Origin of the sequence: Streptomyces sp. A012304 (assembly GCF_026008495.1) — a bacterium.
Lineage (GTDB): Bacteria > Actinomycetota > Actinomycetes > Streptomycetales > Streptomycetaceae > Streptomyces.
Map to the genome: position 1 here is coordinate 402,075 of NZ_BQUN01000098.1, position 17,668 is coordinate 419,742.

At 73.6% G+C, this 17,668-nt stretch carries 20 protein-coding genes and 1 riboswitch; of the genes, 11 read left to right on the forward strand and 9 right to left on the reverse strand.

Annotation, left to right across the window (positions count from 1 at the left end; all coding sequences use genetic code 11):
• Window positions 1-58: 58 nt before the first annotated feature.
• Window positions 59-200: riboswitch (cobalamin riboswitch) on the reverse strand.
• Between the two features lie 129 nt (window positions 201-329).
• Both ALMP_RS24770 and ALMP_RS24775 read right to left on the reverse strand, forming a co-directional pair.
• Window positions 330-551 (reverse strand): hypothetical protein, encoded by a 222-nt coding sequence (locus tag ALMP_RS24770; RefSeq protein WP_264931877.1) that lies wholly within the window; start codon window positions 549-551, stop codon window positions 330-332.
• A gap of 34 nt (window positions 552-585) precedes the next feature.
• Window positions 586-1,827, reverse strand: a complete 1,242-nt coding sequence (locus ALMP_RS24775) for an inorganic phosphate transporter (protein WP_264931878.1) — start codon at window positions 1,825-1,827, stop codon at window positions 586-588.
• A 204-nt stretch (window positions 1,828-2,031) separates the two neighbouring features.
• Here ALMP_RS24775 and ALMP_RS24780 point away from each other — a divergent pair, with 204 nt between their 5' ends.
• The 3 genes from ALMP_RS24780 to ALMP_RS24790 all read left to right on the forward strand — a co-directional run bounded on the left by ALMP_RS24780 (window position 2,032) and on the right by ALMP_RS24790 (window position 5,612).
• Window positions 2,032-2,778: a class II aldolase/adducin family protein gene (locus tag ALMP_RS24780; protein WP_264931880.1), complete on the forward strand. Its 747-nt coding sequence runs from the start codon at window positions 2,032-2,034 to the stop codon at window positions 2,776-2,778.
• Between the two features lie 113 nt (window positions 2,779-2,891).
• Window positions 2,892-4,019, forward strand: a complete 1,128-nt coding sequence (locus ALMP_RS24785; protein WP_264931882.1) for an alpha/beta hydrolase — start codon at window positions 2,892-2,894, stop codon at window positions 4,017-4,019.
• Between the two features lie 162 nt (window positions 4,020-4,181).
• Complete coding sequence (locus ALMP_RS24790; protein ID WP_264931883.1) at window positions 4,182-5,612, forward strand: hypothetical protein; 1,431 nt, start codon at window positions 4,182-4,184, stop codon at window positions 5,610-5,612.
• A 16-nt stretch (window positions 5,613-5,628) separates the two neighbouring features.
• On the opposite strand, the gene ALMP_RS24795 is transcribed toward ALMP_RS24790, so the two are convergent.
• A complete protein-coding gene (locus ALMP_RS24795; RefSeq protein WP_264931885.1) occupies window positions 5,629-6,042 on the reverse strand; it encodes a VOC family protein in 414 nt (137 codons plus the stop codon).
• Between the two features lie 272 nt (window positions 6,043-6,314).
• On the opposite strand from ALMP_RS24795, the gene ALMP_RS24800 reads away from it, so the two are divergent.
• From ALMP_RS24800 to ALMP_RS24810, 3 genes are all read left to right on the forward strand, one after another.
• On the forward strand, window positions 6,315-7,913 hold the full coding sequence (locus ALMP_RS24800) for an ABC-F family ATP-binding cassette domain-containing protein (protein WP_309299530.1): 1,599 nt from the start codon (window positions 6,315-6,317) through the stop codon (window positions 7,911-7,913).
• Window positions 7,914-8,248: 335 nt separating this feature from the next.
• Window positions 8,249-8,470: a helix-turn-helix domain-containing protein gene (locus ALMP_RS24805; protein WP_004002281.1), complete on the forward strand. Its 222-nt coding sequence runs from the start codon at window positions 8,249-8,251 to the stop codon at window positions 8,468-8,470.
• 124 nt (window positions 8,471-8,594) lie between these two features.
• On the forward strand, window positions 8,595-9,398 hold the full coding sequence (locus ALMP_RS24810; RefSeq protein WP_264931917.1) for an enoyl-CoA hydratase/isomerase family protein: 804 nt from the start codon (window positions 8,595-8,597) through the stop codon (window positions 9,396-9,398).
• A 10-nt stretch (window positions 9,399-9,408) separates the two neighbouring features.
• Here the strand turns inward: ALMP_RS24810 and ALMP_RS24815 are convergent, their stop codons facing one another.
• Window positions 9,409-10,125, reverse strand: coding sequence for a nucleopolyhedrovirus P10 family protein (locus ALMP_RS24815; protein WP_264931918.1), 717 nt, complete (start codon window positions 10,123-10,125; stop codon window positions 9,409-9,411).
• Window positions 10,126-10,212: 87 nt separating this feature from the next.
• Between ALMP_RS24815 and ALMP_RS24820 the strand changes: the two genes are divergently transcribed.
• The 5 genes from ALMP_RS24820 to amaP are packed head-to-tail and all read left to right on the forward strand — an operon-like array spanning window position 10,213 to window position 12,545.
• A complete protein-coding gene (locus ALMP_RS24820) occupies window positions 10,213-10,695 on the forward strand; it encodes an Asp23/Gls24 family envelope stress response protein (RefSeq protein ID WP_264931919.1) in 483 nt (160 codons plus the stop codon).
• Between the two features lie 33 nt (window positions 10,696-10,728).
• Window positions 10,729-10,914 carry a hypothetical protein gene (locus tag ALMP_RS24825; RefSeq protein ID WP_264931920.1) on the forward strand — a complete coding sequence of 62 codons (186 nt, stop codon included), beginning with the start codon at window positions 10,729-10,731 and terminating at the stop codon, window positions 10,912-10,914.
• Window positions 10,915-10,957: 43 nt separating this feature from the next.
• Window positions 10,958-11,329, forward strand: coding sequence for an Asp23/Gls24 family envelope stress response protein (locus ALMP_RS24830; protein ID WP_264931969.1), 372 nt, complete (start codon window positions 10,958-10,960; stop codon window positions 11,327-11,329).
• Window positions 11,326-11,961, forward strand: a complete 636-nt coding sequence (locus ALMP_RS24835) for a DUF6286 domain-containing protein (RefSeq protein ID WP_264931921.1) — start codon at window positions 11,326-11,328, stop codon at window positions 11,959-11,961. Before ALMP_RS24830 ends, ALMP_RS24835 begins: the two co-directional genes overlap by 4 nt.
• Before the next feature lie 5 nt (window positions 11,962-11,966).
• A complete protein-coding gene (gene amaP, locus ALMP_RS24840; RefSeq protein WP_375803526.1) occupies window positions 11,967-12,545 on the forward strand; it encodes an alkaline shock response membrane anchor protein AmaP in 579 nt (192 codons plus the stop codon).
• Between the two features lie 7 nt (window positions 12,546-12,552).
• On the opposite strand, the gene ALMP_RS24845 is transcribed toward amaP, so the two are convergent.
• The 5 genes from ALMP_RS24845 to ALMP_RS24865 all read right to left on the reverse strand — a co-directional run bounded on the left by ALMP_RS24845 (window position 12,553) and on the right by ALMP_RS24865 (window position 17,613).
• Window positions 12,553-13,308: an SDR family oxidoreductase gene (locus ALMP_RS24845; protein ID WP_264931924.1), complete on the reverse strand. Its 756-nt coding sequence runs from the start codon at window positions 13,306-13,308 to the stop codon at window positions 12,553-12,555.
• A 4-nt stretch (window positions 13,309-13,312) separates the two neighbouring features.
• Window positions 13,313-15,100, reverse strand: coding sequence for a glycoside hydrolase family 15 protein (locus tag ALMP_RS24850; RefSeq protein WP_264931926.1), 1,788 nt, complete (start codon window positions 15,098-15,100; stop codon window positions 13,313-13,315).
• 109 nt (window positions 15,101-15,209) lie between these two features.
• Complete coding sequence (locus ALMP_RS24855) at window positions 15,210-15,488, reverse strand: hypothetical protein (RefSeq protein WP_264931927.1); 279 nt, start codon at window positions 15,486-15,488, stop codon at window positions 15,210-15,212.
• On the reverse strand, window positions 15,485-16,060 hold the full coding sequence (locus ALMP_RS24860; protein ID WP_375803527.1) for a SigE family RNA polymerase sigma factor: 576 nt from the start codon (window positions 16,058-16,060) through the stop codon (window positions 15,485-15,487). Before ALMP_RS24860 ends, ALMP_RS24855 begins: the two co-directional genes overlap by 4 nt.
• Window positions 16,057-17,613, reverse strand: coding sequence for a sodium:solute symporter (locus tag ALMP_RS24865; protein WP_264931929.1), 1,557 nt, complete (start codon window positions 17,611-17,613; stop codon window positions 16,057-16,059). The genes ALMP_RS24860 and ALMP_RS24865 overlap by 4 nt, the downstream gene beginning before the upstream one ends.
• Between the last annotated feature and the right edge of the window lie 55 nt (window positions 17,614-17,668).

Consider the following 17,668-nt stretch of genomic DNA (forward strand, 5'->3'; position numbering starts at 1 on the left):
AACCTCGAACGGCAGCCGAGCATCGCGGTATGTCCTCACTCAGGGTGTCCACGCCCTGGTTCGACGAGACCGGCGGTGAGAGTTCCTGGCTCCCGAGGCTCGTGCCTCGGTGACAGTGGCGGGACCGCGCCGGACTCGCACCGGCTTCCTCTCTTGCCGCCGTACATGGCTCCGGCAGTCCACCATGGGCCCGGAAGGGCCGTCAACTTGCCGTTGACCTGCGTGCGGAGAGTGTGCAGAACCCCACACGGGGGCGTACGCCGGGCGCGAGAAGGCGGGGTGCGGGACAGTGGCCCGTCCGCACCCCGCGTATGCCCTGCGTTCGGGCGTCAGGCGACGATCAGTGAGATCCCGTACGCCACCGCCGCCGCGCAGGCCGCGAAGCACGCGTACGCGCCCGTGACCGCCAGCGCGGCCGACTCGCCCTGGGCGGCGGCGCGCTCACGGCGGGACAGGCCCGCGATGCCGAGGGTGAACAGGGCCACGAGGCCCACGGTCACCACGAGGCTGACGCCGAAGACGGAGCCGAGGGCAGCCCAGTCGATCTTCATGTTGCTTCTTCCTCCGTACCCGGGTGCGCGGGGCTCAGACGGTGGTGGTGGCGGCCGGCGGTACCGGCTCGGCGGTCGACGGGGCGGGGATGGTCGCCGCCAGGTCCTCGGTCACCGGGCCCGCCGGGGGCGGGGTCACGGCGGCGATCGCCGTGGTCACCACGCCGGCCGGCTCGTCGGTGTCGTTGACGTTGGTGTGGTCGACGACCTCCCGGCGGGAGATCTTCCAGATCGCCGCGCTGGAGCCGACGAGGAAGACCGCCACCAGGGCCGTGCCCCAGTCGCCGAAGCCGGTCACGTACTCGGCGAGCGCGCCCACCAGGGCCGCGGCCGGCAGCGTCAGGCCCCAGGCGACGAACATGCGGGTGGCGGTCGACCAGCGGACGACACCGCCCTTGCGGCCGAGGCCCGCGCCCATCACCGCACCGGAGACCGAGTGGGTGGTGGAGAGGGAGAAGCCGAGGTGGGAGGAGGCCAGGATGACGGTGGCCGCGCTGGTCTGGGCGGCGAAGCCCTGCTGCGGCTGGAGGTCGGTCAGGCCCTTGCCCATGGTGCGGATGATGCGCCAGCCACCGAGGTAGGTGCCGAGCGCGATCGCGATGCCCGCGGAGAGGATGACCCACATGGGCGGGTCGGAGTCGGGGGCGACGGCGCCGCCGGCGACCAGGGCGAGGGTGATGATGCCCATCGTCTTCTGCGCGTCGTTGGTGCCGTGGGCGAGGGAGACCAGGCCCGCGGAGGCGATCTGGCCGGCCCGGTAGCCCTTCGCGGCGGCCTGGCCGTCGGCCTTCTTGCCGAGCGTGTACGTCAGCCGGCTCGCCAGCATCGCGGCGATGCCCGCGACCAGCGGGGCGGCGATCGCCGGGATCAGGACCTTGGTGACCAGCACGTCGCCGTGGACCGCGCCGACGCCCGCCGAGGCGATGGTGGCGCCGATGAGACCGCCCATGAGGGCGTGCGAGGAGCTGGAGGGGAGTCCGACCAGCCAGGTGAGGAGGTTCCAGAGGATCGCGCCGACCAGCGCCGCGAAGATGACCTCGGGACGGATACCGGTCTCGTCGACGAGACCCTTGGAGATCGTGTTGGCGACCTCCACGGAGAGGAAAGCACCCACAAGGTTGAGGACGGCGGACATGGCCACCGCGACCTTGGGCTTGAGCGCACCGGTCGAGATGGTGGTGGCCATCGCATTGGCGGTGTCGTGGAAACCGTTCGTGAAATCGAACGCGAGTGCGGTTACCACCACAATCGCGAGGATCAGCGAGAAGCTTTCCATTTACCCAGGCAATCGTTCGAGGTCATTGGCTGGACGACCGTAGGCAACCTGGGTGAACGGAAGGTGAACTGAGGCGGGCATCGCGGTGTCTACGAGAGGGGTTGCCGCTCCGTTCCGGGGCGTCGGGCCGGGTGCCGCACGGCCCGCGGCGGCGGAAGGAGATTCTCGTCACCCGTGGCCCCTCGTCCTGGCAGGATCGACGGCATGGCTGAGCAGCGACACGACGCGGGAGACCGCCGCGACCTCCGGGACGCACGGGACGTCCGGGACGGCGCACGGGACGAGGACGAGGAGACGGCACGGGCCTGGGAGGCGCTCGTGGCCACGGCCCGCCGCACCGTCGCCGACGGGCTGGTCGTCGGCACCTCCGGCAACGTCTCCGTCCGGGTCGGCGACACCGTGCTGGTCACCCCGTCGGGAGTGCCCTACGACCGGCTCACCCCGGACGACCTCACCGGCGTCGACCTCGACGGACGCCAGGTGCGCGGCACGCTGGTCCCCACCAGCGAGCTGCCCATGCACCTCGCCGTCTACCGCACCACCGACGCGCGCGCCGTCGTCCACACCCACGCCGTGCACGCCACGGCCGTCTCCACGCTCGTCCCCGAACTGCCGACCGTCCACTACATGACGGCCGCCCTCGGCGGACCCGTCCGGGTCGCCCCCTACGCGACCTACGGCACCGAGGAACTGGCCCGGAACATGCTCCACGCCCTCGCCGACCGCACCGGCTGCCTCCTGCAGAACCACGGCACCATCACCTACGGCACCACCCTCGACCAGGCCTACGACCGCACCGCCCAACTCGAGTGGATGTGCCGCCTGTGGCTCACCGCGTCGTCGGTCCCCGGCCGCACCCCCACCCTCCTGACGGACGGCCAGCTGACGGAGGTGAGCGAACGCCTGCGCGGCTACGGCCAGAAGCCGTCCGCCCGCCACGACGGCTCCTGACCGGCCCGCCTGCCCGCGGCGGCCCCGGCCCCGCACCGCACGCCACGCCGCCGCGGGCCACCCCCGCCCCACCACCACTGGCCGCCGAGCGGGATGGCCAGGACACTGGACGGGTGCGCACTGTCACCGCGACGGCCGCCGCCGTCACCGCAGCCCTGGCCGCCGGCGCCGCCAGTGTCGCCGCCGGCCGCCTCGCCAGCGACGCCGCGCTCAAGGCGCCGCCCGGCCGCCCCCTGCCGACCGAACCCCGGCTGACCGTGCACGGCACGGCCGCCGGCCAGGTCACCCTGACCCGGGACCTCGCCGCCCTGCGCCCCGGCACCTACGGCCTCTCGGGCAACGGCTCGCACGCGGTCGTCGGCCCCGTCCTGCCCGACGCCCCGCACTCGGCCGACACCGTCGTACGCCGCCTGGAGCACGTCACGCGCGGCACCCTCAGCCGGGGCGACACCGTGTGGCTCACCCCGAACCTGCACATCGGCGACCCCGGCAGCGCCCTCGGCCTCGACCACACCGATGTCGACGTCCCCGGCGAGCTCGGCCCCCTGCCCGCCTGGTTCGTCCCCGGCGCCCGCCGCACCTGGGTGATCGCCGTGCACGGCCTGGGCGCCACCCGGGAACACGCCCTCAACCTCACCGGCTTCCTGCACCGCCGCCGCTTCCCGGTGCTCGCCCTCACCTACCGCGGCGACCGCGGCGCGCCCCGCTCCCCGGACGGCCTCAACCACTTCGGCGAGACCGAGTGGCGCGACCTGGACGCGGCGATGCGGTACGCCGTCCGCCGCGGCGCCGAACGTCTCGTCCTGCTCGGCTGGTCCACCGGCGCCACCATGGCCCTGCGCGCCGCCGCCCACTCCGGACTGAGCGACGTGATCTCCGGCCTGGTCCTGGACTCCCCGGTGCTGGACTGGCCCACGACACTGCGCGCCCTCGCCGCCGCCCGGCACACCCCGGGCCCCCTGCTGCCGCTGGCCGTCCGCGCCGCCCAGGGCCGCACCGGCCTGCGCACCGACCGCGCCGACGAGCCCACCGACCCCCACCGGCTGCGGGTACCGACCCTGATCTTCCACGGACCCGACGACACGGTGGCCCCCTGGGCGCTCACCCGCCGCCTGGCCTCCCTCCGCACCGACCTGGTCGCCCTGCACCCGGTCCCGCGGGCCCCGCACGCGGCGATGTGGAACGCCGACCCGGCCGCCTACGAGGAGGCGCTGCGGCGCTTCCTGATCCCGCTGATGTGAGAGCGGTCCCGACGGTTCCGTTTAGACGGTTCCGTTTAAGGGTGTACCACTGGCTTGATCATGCCTCCCGACCCCTCTTCCACCCCTGTGCGTTGGCCAGTCCCGTAGCCCGCGGTGACATTCCGTTTGGGTTTTCGGACCGTCAACCGGAAGACTGCACCCGTGACGTCCCGTATCCCGCGCGACTCCAGGCTTCGACTCGTCCGCCCGCGACCCCTGGCCGCCGCCCCCTCAGCTGTGAACCAGCGGCGCCCGCGCCGCCCCGCGCCCCGCCCCCCGGAGGGCACCCCGGCCCCGGCGGAGCTGGCCAGAATGGCGCGCTCAGGTCTCGCCGCCGCCGCCCGCGTCGCCCGCTGGGCCGACGCCGCCCTCGGCCCCGGCCGCGACGGAGCGACCCACGACGGCAAGGCCACCCTCTCCGACGCCACCGCCGAACGGGCCGCCGACGACCTCGGCGTGACCCCGGCTCAGATCCGCGCCGACTGGGACACCGCCCGCCTCGCCGGTCTCGTCGAGGTGCACGGCGACAGCGCCCGCCCCGGCTGGCGGCTGCGCGCCTGGGACCGCGACGACAGCGCCGTACTGCGCGGCTGGGTCGCCCTCTTCGACGCCTGGTCGCTCGCCACCCCGGAACCCGCCGACCAGGAGCCCGGAGCCGTCGCCGAGGTCGTCTCGGCGATGCCGCAGGTGCTCTCCTTCCTCCAGCTGTCCGCCGGCCCCGTGCCCGTGGAGCAGCTGCTGGACCTGCTGAGCCAGCGCGTCACCGAACTGCGCACCGAGCGCTGCGAGGTGTCCTACGGCCCCGACGCCGACACCGCGAGCCCCAAGGCCCCCGCCCCCGACGCCGACCCGGCGCAGCCCGCCCGGGACGCCGAACTCGCCCCCCTCCTCGACTGGGCCCTGCGCGCCCTCGCCTCCGTAGGCGCCCTCACCTGCGGCGAGGGCCAGGCGACGCTCACCCCGCTCGGCAACTGGGCGGTCTGGGTCAAGCTGGAGCAGATCTGCGTCGCCGCGCAGAGCCCCGCCGGCAACATCGAGGTCTCCGCCGAGGAGATGCTCCGCGGCTGCGCCCAGCTCCGGCCCAACGCGGCCCGCGCCGAGTACCGCGCCTGGCTCGCCGCCCGCCCCGTCGGCAGCGCCGTCACCGAGCTGCTGTCCGCCGCCCGCGGCGAGGACGCGCTGCTGCGCGGCCTCGCCTTCGAGGCGCTGCGCGTCGTCGGCGCCCCCGCCGAGCCCGACGTCCGCGCCGTCGTCGAGGAGCCGGCCCTCAGGCCGTACGCCCTGCTGTGGCTCGCGGAGCACGACGGCGTGGACCCCGAGGACGCGCACGAGGTGCTCACCCGGGAGGAGGCCACCTGGCTGTGGGTCGACACCGCCGCGGCCGTCGCCGACCACGGCGAGGCGCCGATGCTGGTGCGGCATCTGGAGTCCGCGCTCCAGCCGACCGTCCCCGCGCTGCTGGACGAGGTGCGCGCCGTCGGACACCCGCGCACCGTGCAGGTCCTGGTCGCGCTGGCCGCCGCCCACCCGGACCCGGCCCTGGCCAAGGCCGTCCGCCGGGCCGCCTTCCAGGTACACACCGGGGGCAGCTGACCCCGGGGAGCGGCCGTCAGCCCGGTATCTCGGGCGCGTACGTGCCGAAGCTCCAGACGTTGCCCTCGGCGTCCCGGGCCATGTAGTCGCGGGAGCCGTACTCCTGGTCCGTCGGGGGCATCAGGATCTCCGCGCCGTGCTCCACGGCCCGCCGGTGGTGGGCGTCGACGTCGTCCACGACGACGTACACCCCGGTGGTGCCCGCGTCCTTCATCGCGGTGGCGAAGACACCGCCGCCGCCCTTGGAGCCCACCATCACCGCGCCGTTGCCCTGCGCCAGCTCGGCGTGCAGCACCGAGCCGTCCTCGCCCTCGTACACGGAGAGTTCGGTGAAGCCGAAGGCCTCCGTGAGCTGCCGGATCGCCGCCTTGGCGTCCGCGTACAGCAGCGTCGGACAGATGCCCGGACGTCCATCGCTCGTACCGGCCATGCCGACCACTCCCTCACGATCCCTCGTGAATCCCTGTGAATCTCGTGTCCCCGCGGACATCTCCACCCGCCGTCCAGTCTCGCAGCGACCACTGACAACGGCTCGGGCACGAGGCGGCGCGGGGCACCGGCCGGTGATCGAACACCCGAACCAAGGAAAAGTGGTTGCACGACCCCGTTAGACTGGCCCCATGGCCATTCTCCTCGCGCATTAGACGGCGGGAACGTCCTCAGCCGCCCATCCCGCCAACGACCCCGCACTGGAGTCTGTCCGTGATCTCCGCCTCCGGCATCGAGCTGCGCGCCGGTGCCCGCATCCTCATCGAGAACGCCTCCTTCCGTATCGCCAAGGGCGACCGCATCGGCCTCGTCGGCCGCAACGGCGCGGGCAAGACCACCCTCACCAAGGTCCTGGCCGGTGAGGGCATCCCGGCCGGCGGCACCGTCACCCGGTCCGGAGAGGTCGGCTACCTCCCGCAGGACCCCCGCACCGGCGACCTCGACGTCTTCGCCCGCGACCGCATCCTCTCCGCGCGCGGCCTGGACGTCCTGATCCGCAAGATGCGCGACAACGAACAGCGCATCGCCAACGGCCAGGGCGCCACCCGCGAGAAGGCCATGAAGCAGTACGAGCGCCAGGAGACGGAGTTCCTCACCAAGGGCGGTTACGCCGCCGAGGCCGAGGCCGCCACCATCGCCGCCGCGCTCAACCTGCCCGACCGCGTCCTCGGCCAGCCGCTGCACACCCTCTCCGGCGGTCAGCGCCGCCGCGTGGAGCTGGCCCGCATCCTCTTCTCCGACGCGGACACGCTCCTGCTCGACGAGCCGACGAACCACCTCGACGCCGACTCGATCGTCTGGCTGCGCGACTACCTCAAGACCTACCGCGGCGGCTTCATCGTCATTTCCCACGACGTCGACCTGGTCGAGACGGTCGTCAACAAGGTGTTCTACCTGGACGCCAACCGCTCCCAGATCGACATCTACAACATGGGCTGGAAGCTCTACCAGCAGCAGCGCGAGGCCGACGAGAAGCGCCGCAAGCGCGAGCGCGCCAACGCCGAGAAGAAGGCCGCGGCGCTGAACGCGCAGGCCGACAAGATGCGCGCCAAGGCCACCAAGACGGTCGCCGCGCAGAACATGGCCCGCCGCGCCGAGAAGCTGCTCTCCGGTCTCGAAGAGGTCCGGATGTCCGACAAGGTCGCCAAGCTCCGCTTCCCCGAGCCCGCGCCCTGCGGCAGGACGCCCCTGATGGCCGAGGGCCTGTCGAAGTCGTACGGCTCGCTGGAGATCTTCACCGACGTCGACCTGGCCATCGACAAGGGCTCCCGGGTCGTCATCCTCGGTCTCAACGGCGCCGGCAAGACCACCCTGCTGCGGCTGCTCGGCGGGGTGGAGCAGCCCGACACCGGCAGGGTCGTCCCGGGGCACGGCCTCAAGCTCGGCTACTACGCCCAGGAGCACGAGACCCTCGACCCGGACCGCACGGTCCTGGAGAACATGCGCTCCGCCGCCCCCGACATGGACCTCGTGGAGGTCCGCAAGGTGCTCGGCTCGTTCCTGTTCTCCGGCGACGACGTGGACAAGCCGGCCGGGGTCCTCTCCGGCGGCGAGAAGACCCGGCTGGCCCTGGCCACCCTGGTCGTCTCCTCGGCGAACGTGCTGCTGCTCGACGAGCCCACCAACAACCTCGACCCGGCCAGCCGCGAGGAGATCCTCGGCGCGCTGCGCACCTACAAGGGCGCGGTCGTCCTCGTCACCCACGACGAGGGCGCCGTCGAGGCGCTCCAGCCGGAGCGGATCATCCTGCTCCCGGACGGCGTCGAGGACCTGTGGGGTTCCGACTACGCGGATCTCGTCGCCCTGGCTTGATCGACGGCGTGATCCCCGGCGTATGGATCATTCGGCCTACCGGTGATCCATCATCTGTGTGAGATCTCCTCGTATCGAGGTGTGTCCTACACGGATTTCGCGGCCGACCCCTCTGTCGACGAGGGGTCGGCCGTCGCGCGTCTCTGACCTGGGACTTCGCGGAACAACCCGTTCGGCCGTACGAACACCACCGTATGGAATGACGGATTCCATTTGTGGGGACGTGCTCCTGTCGTCACAACCATGTCGCACGGACCTTGCCGAATGGGTGGCCATCACGCCCCGGAGGGGTGATCATGAGGAGACCAGAGCGCACTTCCCATGAGGAGGCACGGGTGGCCGAGACTCTGAAGAAGGGCAGCCGGGTGACCGGCGCCGCGCGCGACAAGCTCGCGGCAGACCTGAAGAAGAAGTACGACTCCGGTGCGAGCATCCGGGCGCTGGCCGAGGAGACCGGCCGCTCGTATGGCTTCGTACACCGGATGCTCAGCGAGTCGGGCGTCACGCTGCGTGGGCGTGGCGGGGCGACGCGGGGCAAGAAGGCCGCCTCGTCCTGACCCCGGGCGGCCCACCGGCTTCGATGGTGCCACCCGGTCGGTCGTCCGGCCGGCCGGGTGGTTACTGTGCAGTCACTTAGCCTGCTCCCAGCATGCTGCTGACCGCACCCATCGGAGGCGCCCCATGGCTTCGCCCGACCAGGAACTCGCTCCTCTGCTCGACAAGGACGGCGTACGGCTCACCGTCGACGACGCGCTCGCCACGGTGACGCTGACCAACCCGGCCAAGCGCAACGCGCAGAGCCCCGCCCTGTGGCGTGCGCTCGCCGAAGCCGGGCGGCTGCTGCCGGGCTCCGTCCGTGTGGTCGTGCTGCGCGGCGAGGGCAAGTCCTTCTCCGCCGGCCTCGACCGGCAGATGTTCACGCCCGAGGGGATCGAGGGCGAACCCTCCTTCATCGATCTCGCGCGCAGTGACGACGCCGAACTCGACGCCGCCATCGCCGGGTTCCAGGAGGGCTTCACCTGGTGGCGACGGAGCGACGTCGTGTCGATCGCCGCCGTCCAGGGCCACGCCATCGGCGCCGGCTTCCAGCTCGCGCTCGCGTGTGACCTGCGCGTCGTCGCCGACGACGTGCAGTTCGCCATGCGCGAGACCAGCCTGGGCCTGGTGCCGGACCTCACCGGCACGCACCCCCTCGTCTCCCTCGTCGGCTACGGCCGTGCCGTCGAGATGTGCCTGACCGGCCGTTTCGTCCACGCCGAGGAGGCGGTCGCCGCCGGGCTCGCCAACCTCGCCGTACCCGTCCAAGAGCTGGACGCGACGGTCCGCGAGCTGGCCACCGCGATCCTCGCCGCGCCCCGCGACGCCGTCATCGAGACCAAGGCCCTGCTGCGCGGCGCGACCGGGCGCACCTACGACGAACAGCGGTCGGCCGAACGCGCCGCCCAGGCCCGCCGCCTGCGTGACCTGGCGGGCCTCGGCGAGTGACTCACCGGTCTCAGTCCACCGACGTCACCAGCACCGTCACCGTCGGCTGATCCGGCAGCGCCCGCGAGACGGCAGCGCGGACCTGGCGGGCGACGTCCAGCGCCCGGTGGGCCGCGCTCACCGTGATCTCCACACGCGCGTGCCGACGCGGCAGGGCGGCGGCCGTCGCGCCCTCGCGTTCCTCCAGGCGCACCGCCCGGCCGAGCACGTCGGTCATCCCGGTCACGCCCGGCACCGCGAGGGCGGCGGCGCCCGCCCGTGCCTCGTCACCCTCCGTCGCCGCCGCGGCCGACGCCGGCCGGGGCGGCCGTACGGGTTGCGGCTCCTCCTCCTGGTCCAGCAAGGCCGTCACCCGCAGGTCCACCTCGGCCACCACCAGCCCCAGCCGCTCCACCGCCGCCGTCGCCAGGGCCGTGCGCAGGCGGGACGCCGCCGTCGGCAGCGGCTCGGAGGGCACCGCCGCGAACTCCGCCGTCACCCGCAAGGGCCCCGGCGGCAGCCCGCTCGGCGGAGGCGGTACGACCGGCTCCGGTGCGCCGGCCGGGTCGGCCACCGCCAGCCGCACCGTGCCCAGCCGCACACCCCGCAGCTCCCGCGAGGCCTGCCGCAGCACCGCCTCGGCCGCGCCCTCCGCGATCCACACACCGTCCCGTGGCCCGCCCAGCGGCAGCAGCCTGCCGAGCCCCAGCTGTTCCCGCACCGCCCGCGTCCACCGATCCGCCGTCATTCCTCCAGCCTGCCGCATCCCCGGAGCGCGGCGCGGCAACCGCGCTTACCGTGGTCGAAGGGGAACGAACGAAAAGGACATATGGCGATGAGTGAGACGGCGGAGCAGAATCGGACACAGATCTCGGAGGGCGGCACGGAGGCGGCGCAGGGCCGCAAGGCCACCCGGCGAGGCGGAGGCGACCCGGCGAGCCGGGGGCGCACCACCATCGCCGACGGGGTCGTGGAGAAGATCGCCGGACTGGCGACGCGGGACGTCGTGGGCGTTCATGCGATGGGCAGCGGCATCAGCCGCACCTTCGGCGCCGTACGCGACCGGGTGCCCGGCGGGTCCAAGTCGGTGACCCGCGGCGTCAAGGCCGAGGTCGGAGAGGTGCAGACCGCGCTCGACCTGGAGATCGTCGTCGACTACGGCGTGTCGATCTCCGACGTCGCGCGGGACGTGCGGGAGAACGTGGTCGCGGCGGTGGAGCGGATGACCGGACTGGAGGTCGTCGAGGTCAACATCGCGGTGAGCGATGTGAAGCTGCCCGACGAGGAGGACGAGGAGCCGGAGCCCCGGATCCAGTGACGTGGCGGCGCGTTCCGCCGAGGGGAGTGAACCTTGAGCATGGCCGTGGTCGGCATGATCGCCGGCATGGCGCTGGGCTTCGCCGGATACTTCGGCGGGTTCGGGGCCTTTCTGCTGGTGGCGGCTCTGGGCGCCATCGGCCTCGTCGTCGGACGGTTCGTGGAGGGCGACATCGAACTCGGCGACTTCTTCCGCACGCGTGACGACCGGCGCCGGTGACGTCGTGAGCGAGGAGACCGGCGCCCTCGGCACCCGCCCGGCCATGGTCGCGCCGGGCGAGCGGGGCGCGACCCGGATCGCCGACCGGGTCGTGGCGAAGATCGCCGCGCAGGCCGCGCGCGAGGCCGTCGGCCCCTTGCCGCCGGACGCCGCGCGCCCGCACGCCACCGTCGTGGTCCGTCCGCACGCCCGGCTCCACGTCGACGGGCGAGGGCCCGTCGACGCCGCACACATCCGTGTCCATCTCGAACTCGACTATCCGAGCGACCTCGGCCCCCGCTGCCACGCGGTGCGTCGCCATGTCACCGAGCGGGTAGGCGCGTTGGTGGGAATGGAGGTGCCGGAAGTCGCCGTCCAGATCGAGCGACTGCATCTGGTGGCGGCCCACGGCGCGGTACACGGGAGGACGCGATGAGCGAGCCCCGCGGCACGGAGGGCACCACACAGCGCCTGCCGGTCCTGGAGAAACCCCCCGAGGAGACGGCGGGACCCGTCCCCGCGCGCGGCAGCGGCCGCTTCTGGTCCGCGCGCCGGGTCCCGGCGGCCGTCGTCGCCCTGCTGCTCCTGGCCCTCGCGGGCGCCTTCCTCTACGACATCGCCGCCGTGCGCGCCGACCGGCCCGCCCTGCACGCGCGGCGCGAACTCGCCCGGCAGCTCGCCGAGCGGCCCCTGGACGACATCTGGGTGCTGGTCGGCGCGGGCGTCGCCGCCGCCCTCGGCCTGTGGCTGATCGTCCTCGCCGTCACCCCGGGCCTGCGGGACGTCCTGCCCATGCACCGCACCCGCCCCGACGTGCGCGCCGGACTCCACCGGGGCGCCGCCGCGCTGGTGCTGCGCGACCGGGCCATGGAGGTCGCCGGCGTGCGGTCGGTCCGGGTACACGCGGGCCGCCGCCGGGCCGACGTGCACGCGGTGTCCCACTTCCGCGACCTGGACGACGTCCGCGCCGACCTGGACGCCGTGCTGGGCGACGCGGTGCGCGGCCTCGGGCTCACCCGGCCGCCGAGGCTGTCGGTGCACGTGCGCCGGCCCGGCAGGAAGGGGTGAGGGCCGTGATCAGGACCGTCAACCGTGTGCTGCTGGGGCTCGTCGGCCTCGTCCTGCTCGTCGTCGGCGGCGCCGTGCTCGCCGTCGGCCTGGGCGCCTCGCCGCCCTCCTGGTGGATCCACCACGGACGCCACGACGTGCTGCTGAGCACCGCCGAACGCACCCGCTGGCGCGACGACGCCTGGTGGTGGCCGACCGTCCTCGCCGTGCTCGCGGTCCTCGTGCTGCTCGCCCTGTGGTGGCTGGTCGCGGTCCTGCGCCGCCGCCGGCTGCACGAGGTGCTGGTCGACACCGGTGACGGCGCGGGCGCGCTGCTGCGGGGCCGCGCCCTGGAAGGCGCTCTGGCCGCGGACGCGGCCCGCCCCGACGGTGTGGCCCACGCCCACGCCCACCTCACGGGCCGCAGGAACGCCCCCGAGGCCCACGTACGCCTCCTCCTGGAGCCGCATGTGGACCCCGCCGAGGCCCTGGACCGTCTCACCGCCGAGGCGCTGACCCACGCGCGGGACTCGGCGGCGCTGCCGGCCCTCCCCGCGGAGGTCCGCCTCAGGACGGCCAAGCACAAGGCGGGCAGGGTCAGTTGACGGCGCGTCAGAAACCGTGGCGCATGCCGCCGTCGACGGGCAGCATGAGCCCGGTCAGATAGGAAGCGGCCGGTGACAGCAGGAAGGCCGCCGTCCGCCCGAACTCCTCCGGCGTCCCGTACCGCCGCAGCGGGATCCGGGCCTCGTGCGCGGCCCGCGTCGCCTCCGGGTCGGCCGACAGCCCGTCCAGCTCACGCACCCGGTCGGTGTCGATCCGGGCCGGCAGCAGCCCGACCACCCGCACACCCCGCGGCCCCAGCTCGTCCGCGAGCGACTTCGCGAACCCGGCCAGCCCCGGCCGCAGCCCGTTGGAGATCGTCAGCCCGGGGATCGGCTCGTGCACCGACCCGGACAGCACGAACCCGATGACCCCGCCCGCCTCCAGCTCGGCGGCAGCGGCCCGGGCGAGCCGCACCGCGCCCAGGAACACCGACTCGAACGCCGCCTGCCACTGCTCGTCGGTGTTGTCGGCGACGAACCCGGGCGGCGGGCCGCCGACGCTCACCAGGACGCCGTCGAAGCCGCCGAAGTGCTCACGGGCGGCCGCGATCAGCCGCCCGGCCGCCTCCGGGTCGGCGTTGTCCACGGCCACCCCGACCGCGTTCGGCCCCAGCTCCTTCGCCGCGTCGGCGGCCCGCTGCTCGTCCCGTCCGGTGACGACCACCTTCGCGCCGTCCGCGACCAGCTCACGCGCGGCGGCGTTGCCGAGGCCGCGCGTGGCCCCGGTGACGACGTACACCCGGTCCTTCAGTCCAAGATCCATGGCTCTATCCTGCCTCCTCGCCGCCGAACAGCGTGAGGGCGGTGTTCACCAGACCGATGTGGCTGAAGGCCTGGGGGAAGTTGCCGAGGTGGCGGCCGGCCACCGGGTCGTACTCCTCCGCGAGCAGCCCCACGTCGTTCGTCAGGCGGCACAGCCGGTCGAACAGCTCCCGCGCCTCCCGCACCCGGCCCGTCATGTGCAGCGCGTCGGCGAGCCAGAACGAGCAGGCCAGGAAGGCGCCCTCGTCGCCCGGCAGGCCGTCGACGGTGGCCCCCTCGGTGCTGTAGCGGCGCAGCAGCCCGCCGTGGCCGAGTTCCTCGCGGACCGCGTCGACGGTGCCGACCACCCGAGGGTCGTCGGGCGGCAGGAAGCCGACGCGGGGGATCAGCAGCAGCGCGGCGTCCAGGTCGCGTGAGCCGTAGTACTGGGTGAAGGTGTTGCGCACGGGGTCGTAGCCCCGCTCACAGACCTCGCGGTGCACCTCGTCGCGCATCTTCCGCCAGCCGTCCAGGTCCCCGCGCAGCTGGGGATAGTCCTCCAGCGCGCGAACCGCCCGGTCGGCGGCCACCCACACCATCACCTTCGAGTGCACGAACTGGCGGCGCCCGCCGCGCACCTCCCACAGCCCCTCGTCGGGCTGCCGCCAGTGCTGCTCCAGCCAGGTCATCAGCGCGCACTGCAGGGACCACATGTGCGGCTTGGGCTTCATGCCCGCGACCCGGCCGAGCGAGAACGAGTCCATGACCTCGCCGTAGACGTCCAGCTGGAGCTGGTTCACGGCGCCGTTGCCGATGCGTACGGGCTGCGAGCCCGCGTACCCCGACAACCAGGGCAGCTCGTACTCGGGCAGTCTGCGCTCGCCCGCCAGCCCGTACATGATCTGGAGATCGGCCGGGTCGCCCGCGACGGCGCGCAGCAGCCAGTTGCGCCAGGCCTCGGCCTCCTCCTGATAGCCGGCCGCCAGCAGCGCGCCGAGGGTGAGGGTGGAGTCGCGCAGCCAGCAGTAGCGGTAGTCCCAGTTGCGCACCCCGCCGAGCTCCTCGGGCAGGGAGGTGGTGAGCGCGGCGGCGATGCCGCCGGTCGGGACGTAGGTGAGGGCCTTCAGGGTGATCAGGGAGCGCACGACGGCGTCCCGGTGGGGCCCGTGGTAGCGGCAGCGCGACGACCACGCCTGCCAGTCCTCGACGCTGGCCCGCAGCGCGGCGTAGGGGTGGACGAGCGGTGGCCGGGGGTGGTGGGAGGGGTGCCAGGTCAGCACGAAGGCGACCGACTCGCCCTCGCCCACGGTGAACTCCGAGTGGGTGCTGAAGTCCTCGCCCCAGGTGGGCACGGGCGGATCGCTGCGGAACCACACCGCGTCCGGTCCGGCGACCGCCACCCGGTGGCCGTCGGTCCGGCGCATCCACGGCACGACCCAGCCGTAGTCGAAGCGCAGCCGCAGCGTGGAGCGGACGGCGACCCGGCCGCGCAGGCCCCGCACGATCCGTACGACGTCGGGGGCGCGGTCGCGCTGCGGCATCAGGTCGGTGACGCGGATCGCGCCCTCGCGGGTCTCCCACTCGGTGTCCAGCACCAGCGTGCCGGGGCGGTAGGCGCGGCGGGTGCAGGCGCCGTCGACGCCCTTGGGCGCGATGCGCCAGTGGCCGTTCTCCTCGTCCCCGAGGAGCCGGGCGAAGCAGGCGGCGGAGTCGAACCGCGGCAGGCACAGCCAGTCGACCGAACCGTCCACACCGACCAGGGCGGCGGTCTGCTCGTCGCCGATGAGGGCGTAGTCCTCGATGCGGGGGTGCACGGGGTGCGGGTTCCCGGCGGAACCGGACGGCAATCAGCGCCGCGCCCACCGGAGTGACACCCGCCGCACCAGGCGGGTACGGCATCGGACGGCCGGGGAGTGGGCGGGGTCAGGGTTGTGGTGGGGCAGGCGGTGCCTGACCCGTGCCCGAGAAGATCACGCCGGGTTCGGCCGGGGCCTGGTTCAGGACCCACAGCCCGATCAGGGTCGCCAGGGCGAAGACGACCGCGATGAGCACCGCGAGCACCAGCCGGCGCCGGCGTTCCCGGCGCAGCCACTCGCCCCGTGCCGTGCGGTAGGCGTCGGGAGCCGGCCGCACCCCGTCCGCCAGCGCCTCCAGCGCCGCGCGCAGTTCCCGCTCCGTGCGGTCGTGGCCGGTGTCGTTCATCGCCGGGCCTCCATCGCCTCGGTCAGGGCGGCGAGGCCGCGGGACGTGTGGGTCTTGACCGAGCCGCAGGAGATGCCCATCGCGGCGGCGATCTCGCTCTCCTTCAGCCCGAGCCAGTGGCGCAGCACCAGCGCCTCGCGCTGCCGGGCCGGCAACTGCTGGAGGGCGTCGATCAGCACCCGCTGGTCGTCGCGCAGCAGCGCGGTGCTCTCGGCGGAGGCGACCGTCTCGTCGGGCGGTTCCGGCGGGTTCTCCACATGCTTGCGGGCGACCTGGAGGTGACGTATCCGCATCCGGGTCAGATTGCAGACGGTGGAGCGCAGGTACGCCTCCGCCGCCTCGACGTCCCGCAGCCGCCGCCACTTCCGGTAGATCTGGTAGTAGGCCTCGGCCACCACGTTCTCCGGATCGTCGGCGCCGAGCAGCACGGCCAGCCGCAGCATCGAGGAGTAGTGCAGCTCGAAGAGCCGGGCGAGTCCGGCCTCGCGTTCCAGCTCGGCCGGGTCGACCGCCGCGAGGGCGAGCGGCTCGACGTACGGCTCCGGCACGGGGATGGGGTGTCGGCGTCTCACGGGGTGTTCGCTCCCGTCTCGGGACGGCGCCTGACGGTCAGGCGGGACGGCAGGTCGGTCAGGTCGGCGCCGCGCGGGACACCGAGGCGTTCGAGCACGGCGGTGCCGGCCACCACCACGGCCAGGTTGAGCAGCAGCGCCGCGAGCCCGGCGTAGATCTCCAGAGGTCCGAACCCCAGGGTGGCGATGGAGGAGAACCCCTCGCGCACCACCAGACAGGTCCCGGCCACCATGCCCGTGGCCCACCCGGCGAGCAGCGCCCGCGGATGCAGCCGGGCGGTGTACAGCCCGAGCGCCACGGCCGGGAAGATCTGCAGGATCCACACCCCGCCCAGCAGCTGGAGGTTGACGGCGTCCTGGTCGCGCAGGCCGAACACGAACGCCACCGCCCCCACCTTCGCCGTCAGCGACACCGCCTTGGCGATGCGCACCTGCCGCTTGGGCGTGGCCGTCGGATGGACGTACTCGACGTACACGTTCCGGACGAAACCCGTCGCCGCGGCGATCGACATCACGGCGGCCGGCACCAGCGCGCCCACGGTGATCGCGGCGAACACCAGCCCGGCCAGCGCCGCCGGCATCAGCCGGTCCACCAGCATCGGTACGGCGGACTCGGCGCCGCCCGGCGGGGCCTCGACACCGGTGGCGAGGGCCGCGACGCCGAGGAAGCCGAAGAGGGCGAGCAGCCCCGTCCACACGGGCAGCGCCACCGACACCTTGCGCAGGGTGCGCGGCCCGTCGGCGGCGAAGGCGGCGGTGAGGACGTGCGGGTACATCATCAGGGCCAGCGCGGAGCCGAGCGCGAGCGTGGCGTACGCGGGCTGCTGCCCGGGGGAGAGCATCAGCGGGGAGTGGGCCACGTCCGTCCCGCCGAGCCGCCGGGCCGCCGACTCGAACACCGGCCCGGGACCGCCGAGCCGCCGCAGCACCAGCCAGCACACGGCGGTGAGCGAGACGAACACCGCCACCGCCTTCAGCGCGGAGATCACCGCGGGCGCGCGCAGCCCGTGCCGGTAGGTGGCCACCGCGAGCCCCGCGAACAGCGCCACCATCACCAGGTCACCGGCGGCGCCGCGCGGATACAGGCCGCCGGCCGTGAGCACCGCCCGTATCCCGAGCAGTTGCAGCGCCAGGTACGGCATCGTCGCCAGGATGCCGGTCAGCGCCACCACCAGGGCCAGCGGCGGCGACCCGTACCGCCCGCGCACGAAGTCGGCGGCGGTGACGTACCCGTGCCGGCGGGCCACGCTCCACAGCCGGCTCAGCAGGACGAAGGCGAGCGGACACATGATCACCGTGTACGGCACCGCGAAGAACGCGGACGCCCCGTTGCCGTACGCCAGTCCCGGTACGGCGGTGAAGGTGTACGCGGTGAAGATCGTGCCGCCGAGCAGCAGCCAGGTCCACACCGGGCCCAGACGGCGGTCGGCCAGCGCCCAGCCCTCCAGGGAGGGCAGCCGGTCGGTGGGGCGCAGACGGCGCGCGGTGACGGCGAGCAGCGACGCCGCGCCGATCACGGCGAGGAAAGTCGCGGTCATGGCGCCCTCGGCCATGGGTCACCGTCCTTGGTGTGCCTGTGCCCTCACCCGTTGGTTGCGCGGGGGGACG